Annotated in this window: 13 protein-coding genes; 3 read left to right on the forward strand and 10 right to left on the reverse strand. The window is 61.6% G+C overall.

From position 1 onward, the window contains the following. Positions 1-6 precede the first annotated feature (6 nt). The 5 genes from VE23_RS05065 to VE23_RS05085 all read right to left on the reverse strand — a co-directional run bounded on the left by VE23_RS05065 (position 7) and on the right by VE23_RS05085 (position 5,966). Positions 7-1,884: an ABC transporter ATP-binding protein gene (locus VE23_RS05065; protein WP_048748525.1), complete on the reverse strand. Its 1,878-nt coding sequence runs from the start codon at positions 1,882-1,884 to the stop codon at positions 7-9. Continuing rightward, positions 1,881-3,629 (reverse strand): ABC transporter ATP-binding protein, encoded by a 1,749-nt coding sequence (locus VE23_RS05070; protein ID WP_049867484.1) that lies wholly within the window; start codon positions 3,627-3,629, stop codon positions 1,881-1,883. Before VE23_RS05070 ends, VE23_RS05065 begins: the two co-directional genes overlap by 4 nt. 84 nt (positions 3,630-3,713) lie before the next feature. Then, positions 3,714-4,448, reverse strand: a complete 735-nt coding sequence (locus VE23_RS05075; RefSeq protein ID WP_049867485.1) for a DUF421 domain-containing protein — start codon at positions 4,446-4,448, stop codon at positions 3,714-3,716. Between the two features lie 92 nt (positions 4,449-4,540). Then, on the reverse strand, positions 4,541-5,122 hold the full coding sequence (locus tag VE23_RS05080) for a hypothetical protein (protein WP_048748527.1): 582 nt from the start codon (positions 5,120-5,122) through the stop codon (positions 4,541-4,543). 94 nt (positions 5,123-5,216) lie between these two features. After that, positions 5,217-5,966 carry a metallophosphoesterase family protein gene (locus VE23_RS05085; RefSeq protein ID WP_049867486.1) on the reverse strand — a complete coding sequence of 250 codons (750 nt, stop codon included), beginning with the start codon at positions 5,964-5,966 and terminating at the stop codon, positions 5,217-5,219. Positions 5,967-6,062: 96 nt separating this feature from the next. Here VE23_RS05085 and VE23_RS05090 point away from each other — a divergent pair, with 96 nt between their 5' ends. Beyond that, positions 6,063-6,506: a GNAT family N-acetyltransferase gene (locus VE23_RS05090; RefSeq protein ID WP_021878573.1), complete on the forward strand. Its 444-nt coding sequence runs from the start codon at positions 6,063-6,065 to the stop codon at positions 6,504-6,506. Positions 6,507-6,723: 217 nt separating this feature from the next. Here VE23_RS05090 and VE23_RS05095 read toward each other — a convergent pair whose 3' ends face one another. Next, a complete protein-coding gene (locus VE23_RS05095) occupies positions 6,724-6,996 on the reverse strand; it encodes a hypothetical protein (RefSeq protein ID WP_069202429.1) in 273 nt (90 codons plus the stop codon). A 169-nt stretch (positions 6,997-7,165) separates the two neighbouring features. Between VE23_RS05095 and mprF the strand changes: the two genes are divergently transcribed. Further along, positions 7,166-9,868 carry a bifunctional lysylphosphatidylglycerol flippase/synthetase MprF gene (gene mprF / locus VE23_RS05100; RefSeq protein ID WP_084781307.1) on the forward strand — a complete coding sequence of 901 codons (2,703 nt, stop codon included), beginning with the start codon at positions 7,166-7,168 and terminating at the stop codon, positions 9,866-9,868. A gap of 93 nt (positions 9,869-9,961) precedes the next feature. Then, positions 9,962-11,017 (forward strand): polysaccharide deacetylase family protein, encoded by a 1,056-nt coding sequence (locus VE23_RS05105; protein ID WP_049867488.1) that lies wholly within the window; start codon positions 9,962-9,964, stop codon positions 11,015-11,017. On the opposite strand, the gene VE23_RS05110 is transcribed toward VE23_RS05105, so the two are convergent. The 4 genes from VE23_RS05110 to VE23_RS05125 are packed head-to-tail and all read right to left on the reverse strand — an operon-like array spanning position 11,014 to position 13,371. Then, positions 11,014-11,235: a hypothetical protein gene (locus VE23_RS05110; protein ID WP_049867489.1), complete on the reverse strand. Its 222-nt coding sequence runs from the start codon at positions 11,233-11,235 to the stop codon at positions 11,014-11,016. The two genes, VE23_RS05105 and VE23_RS05110, sit on opposite strands and share 4 nt — an antisense overlap. Continuing rightward, entirely contained in the window at positions 11,232-11,939 is a 708-nt protein-coding gene (locus VE23_RS05115) for a DUF4166 domain-containing protein (RefSeq protein ID WP_049869640.1), read from the reverse strand. The genes VE23_RS05110 and VE23_RS05115 overlap by 4 nt, the downstream gene beginning before the upstream one ends. A gap of 20 nt (positions 11,940-11,959) precedes the next feature. After that, positions 11,960-12,925: a DoxX-like family protein gene (locus VE23_RS05120; protein WP_049867490.1), complete on the reverse strand. Its 966-nt coding sequence runs from the start codon at positions 12,923-12,925 to the stop codon at positions 11,960-11,962. Then, the gene (locus tag VE23_RS05125; protein ID WP_049867491.1) at positions 12,922-13,371 is read right to left on the reverse strand and encodes a thiol-disulfide oxidoreductase DCC family protein; all 450 of its coding nucleotides are present in this window, start codon (positions 13,369-13,371) and stop codon (positions 12,922-12,924) included. Before VE23_RS05125 ends, VE23_RS05120 begins: the two co-directional genes overlap by 4 nt. Between the last annotated feature and the right edge of the window lie 142 nt (positions 13,372-13,513).

Below are 13,513 nucleotides of genomic sequence, written 5' to 3' on the forward strand. Positions count from 1 at the left end.
CTCATATTAGGAGGCTTCATTTCCAGAAAATTGGCTCCGGTAAAGCTCCGCATAAATGCCTCCACGGGCGATGAGCTCCTCATGCGTGCCCTGTTCCGCTACGGAGCCTTTGTCCATGACGAGAATGACATCCGCGTCCCGGATCGTGGAGAGCCTGTGGGCAATGACGAAACTCGTCCTGCCTCTCATCAGCTCCTTCATCGCATGCCGGATCTGCACTTCCGTGCGCGTATCCACGCTGCTCGTCGCCTCGTCGAGAATGAGGATGGCGGGATCGGCCAGCAGCGCCCTCGCGATCGTAAGGAGCTGCTTTTGCCCTTGGGACAAGTTGCTGGCGTCCTCGTTGAGTACGGTCTCATACCCTTCCGGGAGCGTGCGGATGAAGAAATCGGCATGCGCCGCACGGGCCGCATCCTCGATTTCGGCGTCGGTCGCCTCCGTGCGGCCGTAGGCGATATTGTCCCGGATCGTGCCTTTGTACAGCCAGGTATCCTGCAGCACCATGCCGAACAGGCTGCGCAGGCTCCCTCGGGTGAGCTGGCGGATATCCCGGCCGTCGATCGTGATCTTGCCGCCGTCCACCTCGTAGAAACGGAGGAGCAGGTTCACGAGAGTCGTCTTGCCCGCACCGGTCGGACCTACGATCGCCGCCGTCTGCCCGCTCTTCACTTCGATCGACAGCCCCTTCATCAACGGAACCTCCGGCTTGTAGCCGAAATCCACCGATTCGAAAGCGACATTTCCACGGATGCCGCGTCCGGCTTCCGACGTGCCGTCCGGCTCTTCTTCCTGTTCGTCCAGCAGCTCGAATACCCTCTCCGCCGAAGCCGCGGTCGATTGGATGATGTTGGCGATGTTCGCCAGCTGCGTGATCGGCATCGTGAACTGTCTCGCATATTGGATGAACGCCTGGATATCCCCGATCGAGACGCCGCCCCGGGTCACCATCAGTCCGCCGACGACGCTGATCAGCACATAGCCCAGATTGCCGACGAAGGACATGAGCGGCATCAGCGTGCCGCTGATGAACTGGGCGCGCCAGGCGGATTGGTACAGCTTGCCGTTGATGGCCTCGAAGCGCTCCACCGACTCCTTCTCCCGGCCGAACGCCTTAACGATCCGGTGTCCGGTGAACATTTCCTCGACATGGCCGTTCAATTCGCCGATCGACCGCTGCTGGCCGGCAAAATGCTTTTGCGACCGCTTGGCAACCGCCTTGGTGACCAGGAAGCTGAGCGGCAGCGTGACAAAGACGATCAGCGTCAGCAAGGGGCTGATCGTCAGCATCATGACGATGACGCCGACGAGCGTGACGGCCGAGGTGATAAGCTGAGTCAAGCTCTGCTGCAGCGTGCCGCTGATGTTGTCCACGTCGTTGACGACCCGGCTCAGAATATCGCCGTGCGACTTGGCGTCGTAGAACTGCAGAGGGAGCCTCTGCAGCTTGTCGTCCACTTCCTTTCTCAGCCGGTATACCGCTCCTTGGGTAACGCCAGCCATCAGATATTGCTGGACGTACCCGAACAGAAAGCTGAGAACGTACAAGCCTGCCAGCCATCCCAGAACATGCAGCAAGCCGGCATAATCGAACGGAACGCCGGCAGCTCCATTCATTCTCGCCACGACGCCCTTCACAATGATGTCGGTCCCGTGCCCGAGCAGCTTGGGACCGACGATGGAGAACACCGAAGCGGCAATGGCGCTTGCCAGCACCAGCAGCAGCCTGAGCCGGTAAGGCTTCAGGAACCGGAGCAGCCGCAGCATCGTTTTTTTGAATTCCTTGGGCTTCTCTCCGGGCATCATCGCTCCGGGACCCGGCCCTCCGCCCATCCGCGGAATCGCGCCGGGATGGCGTCCCGGCGGCGTCCGCCGTTCCTCGCTCATGCCGATTCCTCCTCTGTCCGGAGCTGGGATTCCACGATTTCGCGGTAGACGCCGCAGCTCTCCATCAGCTCTGCATGGGTGCCGTCGCCAGCCAATCGCCCTTCATCCAGCACCAGGATCCGATCCGCTCCCATGACGGAGCTCACCCGCTGGGCAACCACCAGCACGGCGGCTCCACCTGTCTCCTCCGCCAGCGCGGCGCGAAGCCTCGATTCCGTCGACGCGTCCAGCGCCGAGAAGCTGTCGTCGAACAGATACAGATCGGGGCGCCTCACAAGCGCCCTCGCGATCGACAGCCGCTGCTTCTGCCCTCCGGACAGGTTGGCTCCGCCTTGGGCGATGTCCGTCGAGAAGCCTTCCGGCATCGCTTCGACGAAGCCGGCAGCCTGCGCCACCTCAGCGGCATGGCGCACTTCGGCATCCGTCGCATCCTCCTTGCCGTAGCGGATGTTGCCGCTCACCGAGCCGGAGAACAGCAGCGCCTTCTGCGGCACGAGGCCGATTCCTGCGCGAAGCTCTTCCTGGGACAAGCTTCTGACATCCCTGCCCCCGACCCGCACCTCGCCCTCTCCCGCATCGTAAAACCTCATGATGAGGTTCAGCAGGGTCGTCTTGCCGGAGCCGGTGCCCCCGATGACAGCGGTCGTCTCTCCCGCCCTGGCCGTGAAGCTGACCCGGTCCAGCGCCGGCCTCTCGGCACCGGGATAATGGAAGCTCACTTCGCGGAATTCAACCTCCCCGCGAGCTGCGCCTGTCCTCGGCGAAGCTGCGGGCGACGGCTTCGCCTGCCCGTCGGTTATCGTCGGAGCGATATCCAGCATCTCGTTGATCCGGGCTGCGGAAGTCGCTGCGCGCGGCACCATGGCGAACATCATGGACATCATGACGAGCGAGAACATGATCTGGCTGGCATACTGGATGAACGCGATCAGGCTACCGATATTCATGTCTCCCGCATCGATCCGCTTCGCTCCGAACCAGACGATGAGCACGGTTGTCAGGTTCATGATGAGCATCATCGTCGGCATCAGGATCGCCATCATCCGGTTGACGCGCAGCGCCGTATCGGCCAGATCGCGGCTGGCCGAGTCGAACCTGCCCTGCTCGTACTCCCCGCGATTGAAGGAGCGGATGACCCGGATGCCGGTCAAGCCTTCGCGCAGAACGAGGTTCAGCTTGTCGAGCTTGACCTGCATCGCCCTGAACAGCGGAATCGCCTTGCGCATGACGGCGAAGATCGTAAGGCCGATGACCGGAATGACTACGACAAGGAGCAGGGATAGCTTCGCATCCTTGGAGAAGGCCATGATCAGCCCGCCGATGCACATCATCGGCGCGCTGACCATCATTCTCATCATCATGATCAGAACCTGCTGCACCTGGTTGACGTCGTTCGTCGTCCTGTTGATCATCGAGGCCGTCCCGATCCGGTCGAACTCCGGCAGCGAGAACTTCTCCGCATGCGCGAACAGCTTCGAGCGGGCGCTGCGGCCGAAGCCGGAGGCGACACGGGACGACAGGAAGCTGGATGCGATGATGCAGGCCGCACCCGCGGCGGACACGAGCAGCATGAAGCCGCCGATTCTCCAGATATAAGGCACGTCGCCCTTCAAAATGCCCTTGTCCACGATGTCCGACAGCAGCGTCGGAAGATACAGGTCGGACAACGATTGGCAAAAGACAAGCGCCAATACGGCCGCAATCTGAAGCCGGAATGGCTTTAGCAGCCGAAACAGCTTGAACAAGGCTTTCCCTCCTTATTTTACTTCTAAACCAATTCATTCCTACTCATCTTAATCTTCGCCGAAATCTTCTGTCAAACAAGGTCTTCACCCGCTTTTTCCGGTCCGATCCCTGTTCCGCAGCTTCTTCGCTCCCGGCCCGGGAGGCCGCTGGGAACGAAGCTGATAGAACAAGCCGCTGGCGTCCGACCATTCCCCATAGAGGATTTGCCTCTCATCATCGATGCCGATATGCGCGAGCAATCCGAGCAGCCACTGGCGGTCCCTGCCCAGCGACTCCAGCGCCCTGTCGACGATGTCTCCGTCCTCGATCACGCTCACCGGCAAGGAAGGGCTGTCCGGCTCCTCCTTTTGACTGCCGCCTGCGGCCGGCTTGCTCAGGACGCTGATGCTGCCGTTGGTCTCGAACAGCGCATAAGCGACATCGCGCACGGAGAAGACGCCGTTCTCGCGCAGCAGCATGCTCAATTGGCCGAAGTCCAGATTGTTCCTCTTCATCGCCGCACGGTCGATGATTCCTTCCCGGATGACCAGATCCGGCGAGCCCGTCACCCGCCTGGACAGCCAGGGAATCCGGTTCAGCAGCTTCTCCATGCCGTAGGACAGCAGCGTCCAGACAGCCAAGGCGAACACGAGATGGCCGTATCCGACCTCCTTGTCGTAAATGGTATTGCCGACCAGCTCGCTTAGCATGAGCGAAGATACAAAGTCGAATGCGGTCAGCTGCGAAATCTCCTTTTTGCCCAGCACTCTCGTCATGATCATCAGGCTGACAAGCGCGATCAGCAGCTTGAGCGCAATTTGCCCGAACAATGGGTCCATTCCGTCCCTCCCCCGGTGTCGATCCGAAAAAAAACCGGACCGCGGAACGGTCCGATTTCCTGTTTCCTATGGCTTCGATAGGAGCGCTTCGATTAGCGAAGCTTTTCCATTTCATTTGCGGCCTCGGCGCCTTCCGGCTGGGCAGCAACCGTATCGGAGGCGTTGCCGTATTCCTCCAGCGTCTTCCAGGCATCCGCGTCGTCGAAGCGGCCGGAATGAGCTTGCCTGCTCTCTCCCGCTCCCGTCGGCGGCAGCGTCATGACCTCTTCTTCGACGGGGCGGTACTCCCCACTTTCCCGTTCAGGAACGTTGTCGACCGTATGCCGGGTCGAGGGAATCGCTTCAAGACGCTCGTACGGAATCGGTTCTCCGGTGGAAGCATCCAGGCCGTACTTGCCTTCCTCCATCAAGCTCAGCGCGCGGTTCACCTGAGCGAGCTTCTTGCCGAGCTTTTCGTCTAGCGCCATGTCGCGCTCTTTCTCGAACGTGACGGTCCCGGAATCGGCCGGATGATTGTCGTAGCTGGACAGCTCCCCGTCGGAATCGGTGGCGGTCAGGGGCGCTCCCTCCAGATCGGTTTCCCGATTGAGGTCGAAGTGAGCCTCCAGCTCCTTCTTCTCCTGCAGCAGGCTGTTCTTCAGAAAGTCCAGCTGGGATGGCTTGAGATGTTTCATGCTGTCTCCTCCTAAGCAATTCGTTCTATAGCTACCTATACCCTCAGGAGGCGGCAAATGAAGCAAGCGTCACCAGCGGAATGGCCGCAATGCCTCAGCGGCCCGCCGGGGATTCTCCCGCGTTGACAGCGTCCTCGCTCACGCCGCCGGCTGCGTCGATCAGGAGGGCGTTGAGACGGCCGCCCGCCGAGCAGCCGCCGTCGATTCCGATCTTGTCTCCGCCGAACCAGACCGACGGCTCCTTCTGGAATTTGATCGTACGAGTATGGCCGAAGACGACGGTTTTGCCCGCCGTCACCGGAGCGTGGTAGAACGGCTCCCTTATCCACATGAACAGCTCTCTGGGCTGATCCTTCCAGCTGGACCCGGCAGCCGGATCAATGCCTGCATGGACATAAATGAAGGCTTCGTCCTCCGCATGCAGATCGAGGCTGTCCAGCAGCTCGACATGCTCCTTGAATTCGGTGCGGATAAGCCGGAGCATGCCGGAGGCGTCTGCCGCCCCGCGGTATTCCGTTCCGGCGGCCCGAGCGTAGCTCCGCAGCGTTTCATGCCCTCCTTGCCCGAGAAACTTGTCAATCAGCTCAGGCTCAGGATGGCGCAGGCATTGGAGGAAGCGCTGGTCATGATTGCCTCTCAGCGCGGTCGCCCGGCCCCCGCCTTCGCGCAGCAGAGCCAACACGGCGTTGATGACGCCGCAGCTGTCCGGTCCTCGGTCCACGTAATCGCCGAGCAGGATCAGCCTGTCCTCACCGGGGCGATAACCGACTTTCTGCAAAAGCTTTCCAAGCTCACGGCTGCAGCCGTGAATGTCGCTGATGGCGATTGTTCGAAATCTATCCATGTAGGAGTCCTCCTTGTTGTCGCCCTCTTAATTGCGGTTGCCGGCGCCGATTTGCTACAATACACCGGAAGCAATCAGCGGAAGGGATGATGACGAATGTTGTCTGCAACTAGAGTCCAAACGAAAGAACAGCTGGAGCAATGCCTCCATATCCGCAAGGAAGTGTTCGTCCGTGAGCAGGGAGTTTCCATCGAAGAAGAGCTCGACCATTACGACGAGTCTCCGGAGTCGTGCATCCACGTTCTCCTGACCGATGACGCCGCGCCGGTCGGAACGGGCCGGGTCAAGGCTTTCGAAGGAAGCAGCGCCAAGCTGCAGCGGATCGCTGTCCTGGCCTCCATGCGCGGCCGCGGCGCCGGCTCCGCCATCGTGCAGGCGATGGAGCAAGCCGCTCGGGAAGCAGGGTACGGCCGCGCCGTGCTTGACGCCCAATGCCAGGCGGAGCCGTTCTACGCCAAGCTCGGGTACAAGCCCGTGTCGCCCGACATTTTCCTCGATGCAGGAATTCCGCATGTCAGGATGAGCAAGGAGCTGAGCTAGTTCCGGACGGAAGGATGAATGGCCTCCAGGAATTCGCTGTTCACTGATTTTCGCATTATATTCCATTTTGGAACAGCGCCATTCTACCGTTTCATCGAATTTCCTGCCGCCCTTTCTTCCAGGCAACGCAACTAAAGATGGGATCCATCAGGCAGAGAACGTCAAAAACCCGCATGCGGAGTCGCCCTCGCATGCGGGTTTTCAATTTTACGTCCGGCTAGTCTTGCTTGAGAGCGTCCTTGGCGGCCGCGATCAAGGCTTCGTAGAACTCGTCGTTGTCCTCGAGCTCCTCCTCCACCGCTTCGATCTCCGCTTCCGGCCCGGCTTCGTCCTTGAAAAACAAGCCGTATGCCCAGTCCTTGCCTCTCTTGTTGCTCTGCAGCGCAATTTCGTATGCCTGCTTATGTCCTTCGATCTTGAATTGCACTTGTCCGACATAACCGCCGTCTTCGGCAACCGTCATCTCGGCATGGATGATTTCCCACTTCACCTGCTGCTTCCCCCTCGTCGTTCATGACCTTATCATACTTAACCTTGTCCCGGATTTCCAGCGCCATGGTCCCGGCCGCGGCGGCGGACGGAAGAAAAAGCGGGGAGGGTGTGATAACATACGAAGGACAGGAAGTCATCCGGCATTTTCAGGAAAGGCGGACAGCGCAATGAATCCATCCCATCCGACCCACCCGACCGACGAAAACAAGGCTTGCGAGGAAGAACAGGAAGGCCGCAACGCCGAATCCCGTCCGTGGATAAAAGCTGTCAAGGCGCTTGAGCCGATCTATCGGATCAAGGCGCTGCGCCTGCTGCTGCCGCTATTCGTCATCGGACTTGTCTTTTTTGAAGGCAGGCATCTGTTCCATGACATGTCGGCCGGCACGATGCTCCGCGAGCTGCGGCGGCTGCCGGACAGGGACATGCTCCTGCTGCTGGCGGCAGGCCTTGCCGCCGCGGCCGCCATGAGCGGCTACGACTTTGTCGTCCGCCGCCACTTCAGGCTCGAGATGAGCCGCTGGACGACCTTCCGCTTCGGATGGATCGCCAATACGTCCAACAACGTGCTCGGCTTCGCCGGCTTCACCGGAGCCGGCCTCAGGGCGCTGCTCTACAGGGGCGAGGGCGTGCCGGTGCAGACAGCGGCCAAAGCCGTCGTCTTCCTGTCGCCGGTCATGATCGCCGGCTTGTCCATCATGGCCTGGGGAGACGCTCTCGGCCTCCTCCGTGCCTCCAAGCTGTTCGATGCGCACCCCTGGCTGTACCCGGCCGTCTGGGGCATGGCGCTGTACGTTCCGCTGTTTCTGGCCATGCAGCGCTCCAAATTGTACGCCCGCTGGTTCAACCGGGGCGAAAGCCAGCTGCCCTGGCGCGTCATAACGGCAAGCCTCGGCGCTTCCCTGCTGGAATGGCTGTCGGCGGCGGCGGTATTCACGCTTGCGGCGCACATCATGCTGCCGGAGCTGCCTGTCGATACGGTGCTCGGCATCTATGTCGCGGCCGCAGTGGCCGGCCTGGTGAGCATGGCGCCGGGAGGCGCAGGCGCCTTCGACCTCATCGCCGTGCTGGGACTGCAGCTGTACGGCGGCCATGCCAACCGGGCGCTCGCCATCCTTCTGCTGTTCCGCATCTTTTATTATCTGATCCCATGGATCATCGGCCTCATGATGGCCGCGATCGAGCTCATTCCCCGCCGCAAGCGGAATCCGTTGACCGAGAACGGCAAAATGCAGAATGCGTTCAACGCCTGGCAGCGGTTCTGGTCCTGGCCCGGACAGAACGCTTATATCGGAGATGTCGGCGTATGGGCGCTTTCCAAGCTCGTGCTCGCGGCCGGAGCGGTGCTGCTGCTGTCCGCGGCGACGCCGGGCCTGCTCGGCAGGCTGGAGCTGACCGAAGGGCTGCTCACGCTGCCGGTCATGCATATTTCCCATCATCTTTCCGTCATGATCGGAATCGTGCTCGTCATGCTGTCGAGAGGAATTTCTCTCAAGGTGAAGCGGGCCTACATCGCCGTTCTCGTCCTGCTCGTCGCAGGCGCAGGCTTCACCTTCGCCAAGGCGTTCGACTATGAGGAAGCCCTGTTCCTGCTCCTCGTCGCCCTGCTGCTGTGGATTTCCCGTTCCCGCTTCTATCGCCGGAGCGCGCCGCTCGGGGCGGGCCGGATCGGGGCCATGCTGGGCATATCCGCCGTGGTGGCGTTTCTGTACAGCTTTGTCGCCGACCATTCCGGCAAAGGATTCCTGCATCATCTTCCGCGCTCGTTCGACCGCAGCCTGCTGCTGTCGTCCGGCGAGCATGCGGCAGGCGCCGCTCTGGGACTTGCCGGAGCCTGGATCTTCCTCGCCGCCCTCATGCTGCTGCGTCCCGGGCGGCCGCCGGGCTCGGCTCCGGATGAGCAGGACCTGGAGAAGCTTCGCGCCTTTGTCGGAGGCAAGCAGGGCAATCCTCTCACTCCGATTCTGTATACAGGCGACAAGAGCCTTTTCTGGGCCGCAGACGGCGAAGCGCTTATTCCCTATGCCGTCATCCGCGGCAGGCTGGTCGCTCTCGGCGATCCGCTCGGTCCGATGGAGCATGCGAGCAGGGCCGTGCAGGAATTCCAGGCGTACGCGGACCGTTATGCGATGACGCCCGTCTTTTACCAGGCAAGTCCGGACTATCTCCCCGTCTATCATGAGAACGGCTTGCGCTTTTTCAAGCTCGGGGAAGAAGCCTTCGCCGATCCTGCCGCCTTCACGCTTGCAGGCAAAAGCCAGGCCGCCCTGCGCAGCGTGCGCAACCGCTTCGACCGGGAAGGCTTCAGCTTCCGCATGGCGGCGCCTCCGCACAGCCGCGAGCTTATGGACGAGCTGCGGACGGTGTCCGACGCCTGGCTTGGCGGCCGCCGCGAGAAGGGCTTCTCGCTCGGCTGGTTCAAGGAAGACTATTTGCAGCGTTTTCCGATTGCGCTGATCAGCGGCCCGGACGGCAGGACGGCGGCCTTTGCCTCGCTCGCCCCATCGGAGGACGGCGGCAGGACGATGTCGGTCGATCTGATGCGGCATCTGCCCGGCGCCCCCAATGGCGTGATGGACCTGCTGTTCATCCGCCTGCTGGAATGGTGCAAGGCCGAAGGCTTCGAACGCTTCAATCTCGGCATGGCTCCGCTGGCCAGCGTGGGCGGCAGCAGCAAGTCCTTCCGCGAGGAGAAGCTTGCCCGTCTCGTGTTCCAATATGGAGGGCATTGGTACGGATTCCAGGGACTGCGCCGCTACAAGGAAAAGTTCGACCCCGCCTGGGAGCCGCGCTACTTGGCTTATCCCGAAGGAGCGAGCCTGCCGCTGCTGCTGCTCGATCTCGTCCGGCTTGTCTCCCGGAAAGCGGACTAGCGGCGAAGCCGATTCGTCATCTTCTTTTCAGCTGGCTTTAAGCTTCGGATGATACGCTCCGATACGACACGGATGCGAAAGAAGGCAGACGATATGAAATGGAAAATTCCTTTGGCGGCAGGCTTTGCAGCCGTGTTGATCGCGGCGGCCTTGCTCGGCCTTATCCTGCTTCGCGGCATCGCCGGCAAGCCTGTCGCCGGGCATTCCGCCGCGCAGCTCCCCGGTTCCCGGGAGCAAGGCTGGAGCCAGTTCCCGGCTCGCGGCAAGCACAAGGAAGGAGCTCCGGCAAGCGGAGGCGCCGCCTCTGCCCAGGGACTGCCGGTTCCTGCGGCCGTTCCGGCTTCCTTCACCGGCAAAGTCGGCGTGCTCATGTACCACGACATCGAGCCGACCGCAGCCGGAGCCGACGCGATCACGCCGGGGCAGTTCGCCTCCGAGCTCGACGGTCTCCGCAAGATCGGCTACCGGATCATCTCGCTGCAGCAGTTCCGAATGTTCATGCAGGGCAAGCAAAGCGTGCCGAAAGGCTCGCTGCTCGTTACATTCGACGACGGCTATGAGAGCTTTTACCGTTATGCCTATCCGATTCTGAGGCAGCGCGGCCTTGCCGGAGCCTGCTTCGTCATTACCGGCGACTTCAGCCCTTCGGCTCTCGTCTACACGCCGCATATGACGCCCGCGGAGATCAAGAAGATGGAAACCGACGATCCCGCCATGGAGGTCCAGGCTCATACCGACGCGCTGCATGTCAAAATCGACCGGCGCCATGACTTGCTCACAGGCCGCCTTCTCCGTGCCGGCAGGCTCGAAAGCGACGCCGATTACCGGGCCCGAATAACCGCCGATACGACCAGATGCCTGACCGCCTTGCGGCGGCTCAATTCTCGTCCGGTCGATTCTTTCGCTTATCCCTACGGCCTGCATACGCCGGAAGCGGTCTCCCTGCTGCGGGCGCAGGGAATCAAATACGCCTTCACGACAGCTCCCGGACTCGCAAGCCGAACCTCCGATCCGCTGCTTCTGCCTCGGGTCAATGCCGGATCCCCGGCAATCTCGACTGCGGCGATCGCAGCCGAGCTGAACAGGCTCGCTTCGGCGATGCCGCCCTTGCGCCGGACGTTGCCTTCGACGCTTGCAACGGCTTCCTAGGCTCCGGCAGCTTTCTCTGCATCGGCAGCTCCCGGTGCTTCCTTGACTCCGGCAGCTTCCTCGGCATCCACTGCTCCCGGTGATTCCTCGGCTCCGGCGCTCCCGGTGCTTCCCTGGCTCGCAGAAGGACTGCCGCTTCTGCCGCCATCGCTTTCCAAGCATCCTGACGACAGCAATCGGCCCCCGATATGCCAGCCGGCAAGCGGGGGTCCTTTCATTCCCGACGCTCCGTGCGAATGGGAAGCACATGCGGGGGCACGGCGATTCCAGCCCGTTCCATACTGTTCTCGAAACGGCCCTCATAACGGAACACATCGCCCAGAAGCGGGCTTTTCACCTCGACACGGACGCGGAACAGACCCGCCTCGTCGTCGAACCACTCCTCCACGTCCGCTTGGCCGGTAAAAGCATCCGGGAAGCGGAATCCCGCCCAGCCCTCGTAGAACCGCTGCTCTCCCGAACGCAGCCGGATGCCGCCCGCCGCCGTCGCTTCCATATCGAGATCGACTGCCAAATGCTGCTTGTTGCCGAGATAGTCGACGATGCAGCCGCGGCTGCGGCTGAATATCATCGTCGCATCGAAGCGGCGGATCCGCTTCGGGAACCGGAAGGTGCGGATCCAGGTGACGGTTTCCCTGCCGAACCGGTCCTTGTAGCTGTAATTCTCCACCGTGAACGGAACGGATGCTCCGCTCTCCGGAAACATGATATTCCGCATCTTGCCGATATGGAGCGGAAGCTTGACCAGAGGGTGATGCCAGACAGCATCCATTGTCCCTCTGCCTACGGCCGCGGATGCCGAGCCGCTGTGCAAGGAGAAGCGCTCCCGGATACGAGGATGCAGCTTGCTGAATTCATTCCCGAGCGCAAGCTCGTAGATCGACTTGCCGGCGCTCTGTCCGGCTCCCTTGAACCTGTCCATCACTTCAGACTCCTTCCTTTTCATAGGCTCCTCCCCCCTTTTGCCCTCGGCTGCTTGCGCAGGCATCTCGAAGCCCGGGGGCAATAAGGGACCGCAATCGCTGCTGCCGCCGACAGCACGAGCAGCGGAATCGTGGTCGTCAGAGGATTGAACGGCTCGGCCAGCAGCTCCGGCCGGAGCGCGGCTCCGCATACGGACAGCAGCAGCAGGCAGGCGGCCTGGATGGTGATGACCGCTCGGGAATGCCTGCAGGCCACTAAAATGACGGCCGCGGCAGCTTCTCCCCAGCCGAGCAGCTGCAGGGCCAATGATTGCGCCGTCGATGTCAGGCCAAGCCCCGCCAGCATGCCGAGCTCCGTGCCGGAGTCGTGGAGCAGCTTCGGCACGATTCCTTCGTAGAGCCACATGCCCGCAAGAGCAGTAATGGACGCCAGATGAATCGCAGCCATAGCGGCGACCAGCTCCGGCTGCCACCCCTTCTCGGCCCACATCCGGAGACGATCGAAGCTCCACGCCGTCGCCCATCCCATGAGAGGCCGGAACATATACCGGTCCGCCAGCTTCCCGGCGGTACCAAACCGGGTCGAGTACGTGTAGCGGGTCATGAACCGCAGCCCTTCCCCCGTTTCCTCATACTGCCAGTATCCCGCTCCAGACCGGAGCAACGACCATTTTTGCGAGGAAGAGAACCTTAAAGTGGACAGCCTCCGGCCGGCGGCGGAGTGCGGCCTCGTCTTCGTTGTCCCGAAGCCTTCCACAGCCGCGCCGAAGCCGATCCGCGTCCGGTAGCGGAACCGCCTGCCCTCCCGTCCTTCCGATTGCGGCAGAAAGTCGATGGACGTAAACCGAAGATCCCAGCGTTCATGCAGCTTGGGCTGCTGGGTCAGATGCCAAAGCTCCTCGACACCGCAGCGCATCCTCATCTCGACGTAGATCGGCTGGACGGAGATTTTCCCAACTAGGCTTTTGTTCCCGGTTCGGCTCATTTTTCCGCCTCCTTATCCTCGCCGAGCAATTGGAGAGCTTCTTCGGCGTTTACCACCCGCTTGCCTCGAATGCGTTCCGCATCCAGCAGGCTGCAGCCTCCATGCGGCGCCAGCCGGTGCCGGAGCTTGGCCAGAGCGTCATAGCCGATATCCCTGATGCCGGAAGGCAGCGTCTGCAGCATCATAGCGGGCAGCCTCCCGCCTCGAAGCATTCGCAGCAAGATCATGGCAGCTGTTCCCTTCGTATAGACTTCGCCTTCCTTCACCAAGACGAAGCTGTTTGTTTCTACCGCCTTCAACCCGTGCCGCTCCAAAATGACGCTGCCTGCTTCGGATTGCAGCGCCGCGAAGCGCAGCCGGTCATCATGATCCCGATCGGCGGCGAATCGTGTCAGCGCATTGCAAAGCGCGCAGTTCCCGTCTACGAGAGCGATCGATCGTTTCATTGTACAGCCCTCCCTTTCATAGCCCTTCCTGCTGCTTCTATCGTATCGCTGCTGCGGAGACAGCGTCAGGCCTCAAAAGAAGAGGAGGGAACGGCAAAGAGGGCCTACATTCCGTAGGCCCTCTTTGCCGTGCATATGCCGC

Origin of the sequence: Paenibacillus sp. D9, assembly GCF_001188365.1 — a bacterium.
GTDB classification, from domain to species: domain Bacteria; phylum Bacillota; class Bacilli; order Paenibacillales; family Paenibacillaceae; genus Paenibacillus_O; species Paenibacillus_O humicus.

What these genes read in the sequence shown, in the direction of transcription:
- VE23_RS05105 (WP_049867488.1), top strand. Translation starts at nt 9,962, where the DNA reads ATGAAATGGAAAATTCCTTTGGCGGCAGGCTTTGCAGCCGTGTTGATC.
- VE23_RS05075 (WP_049867485.1), bottom strand. Translation starts at nt 4,448, where the DNA reads ATGGACCCATTGTTCGGGCAAATTGCGCTCAAGCTGCTGATCGCGCTT.
- VE23_RS05085 (WP_049867486.1), bottom strand. Translation starts at nt 5,966, where the DNA reads ATGGATAGATTTCGAACAATCGCCATCAGCGACATTCACGGCTGCAGC.
- VE23_RS05125 (WP_049867491.1), bottom strand. Translation starts at nt 13,371, where the DNA reads ATGAAACGATCGATCGCTCTCGTAGACGGGAACTGCGCGCTTTGCAAT.
- mprF (WP_084781307.1), top strand. Translation starts at nt 7,166, where the DNA reads ATGAATCCATCCCATCCGACCCACCCGACCGACGAAAACAAGGCTTGC.
- VE23_RS05115 (WP_049869640.1), bottom strand. Translation starts at nt 11,939, where the DNA reads ATGGACAGGTTCAAGGGAGCCGGACAGAGCGCCGGCAAGTCGATCTAC.
- VE23_RS05065 (WP_048748525.1), bottom strand. Translation starts at nt 1,884, where the DNA reads ATGAGCGAGGAACGGCGGACGCCGCCGGGACGCCATCCCGGCGCGATT.
- VE23_RS05120 (WP_049867490.1), bottom strand. Translation starts at nt 12,925, where the DNA reads ATGAGCCGAACCGGGAACAAAAGCCTAGTTGGGAAAATCTCCGTCCAG.
- VE23_RS05110 (WP_049867489.1), bottom strand. Translation starts at nt 11,235, where the DNA reads ATGAAAGGACCCCCGCTTGCCGGCTGGCATATCGGGGGCCGATTGCTG.
- VE23_RS05090 (WP_021878573.1), top strand. Translation starts at nt 6,063, where the DNA reads ATGTTGTCTGCAACTAGAGTCCAAACGAAAGAACAGCTGGAGCAATGC.
- VE23_RS05080 (WP_048748527.1), bottom strand. Translation starts at nt 5,122, where the DNA reads ATGAAACATCTCAAGCCATCCCAGCTGGACTTTCTGAAGAACAGCCTG.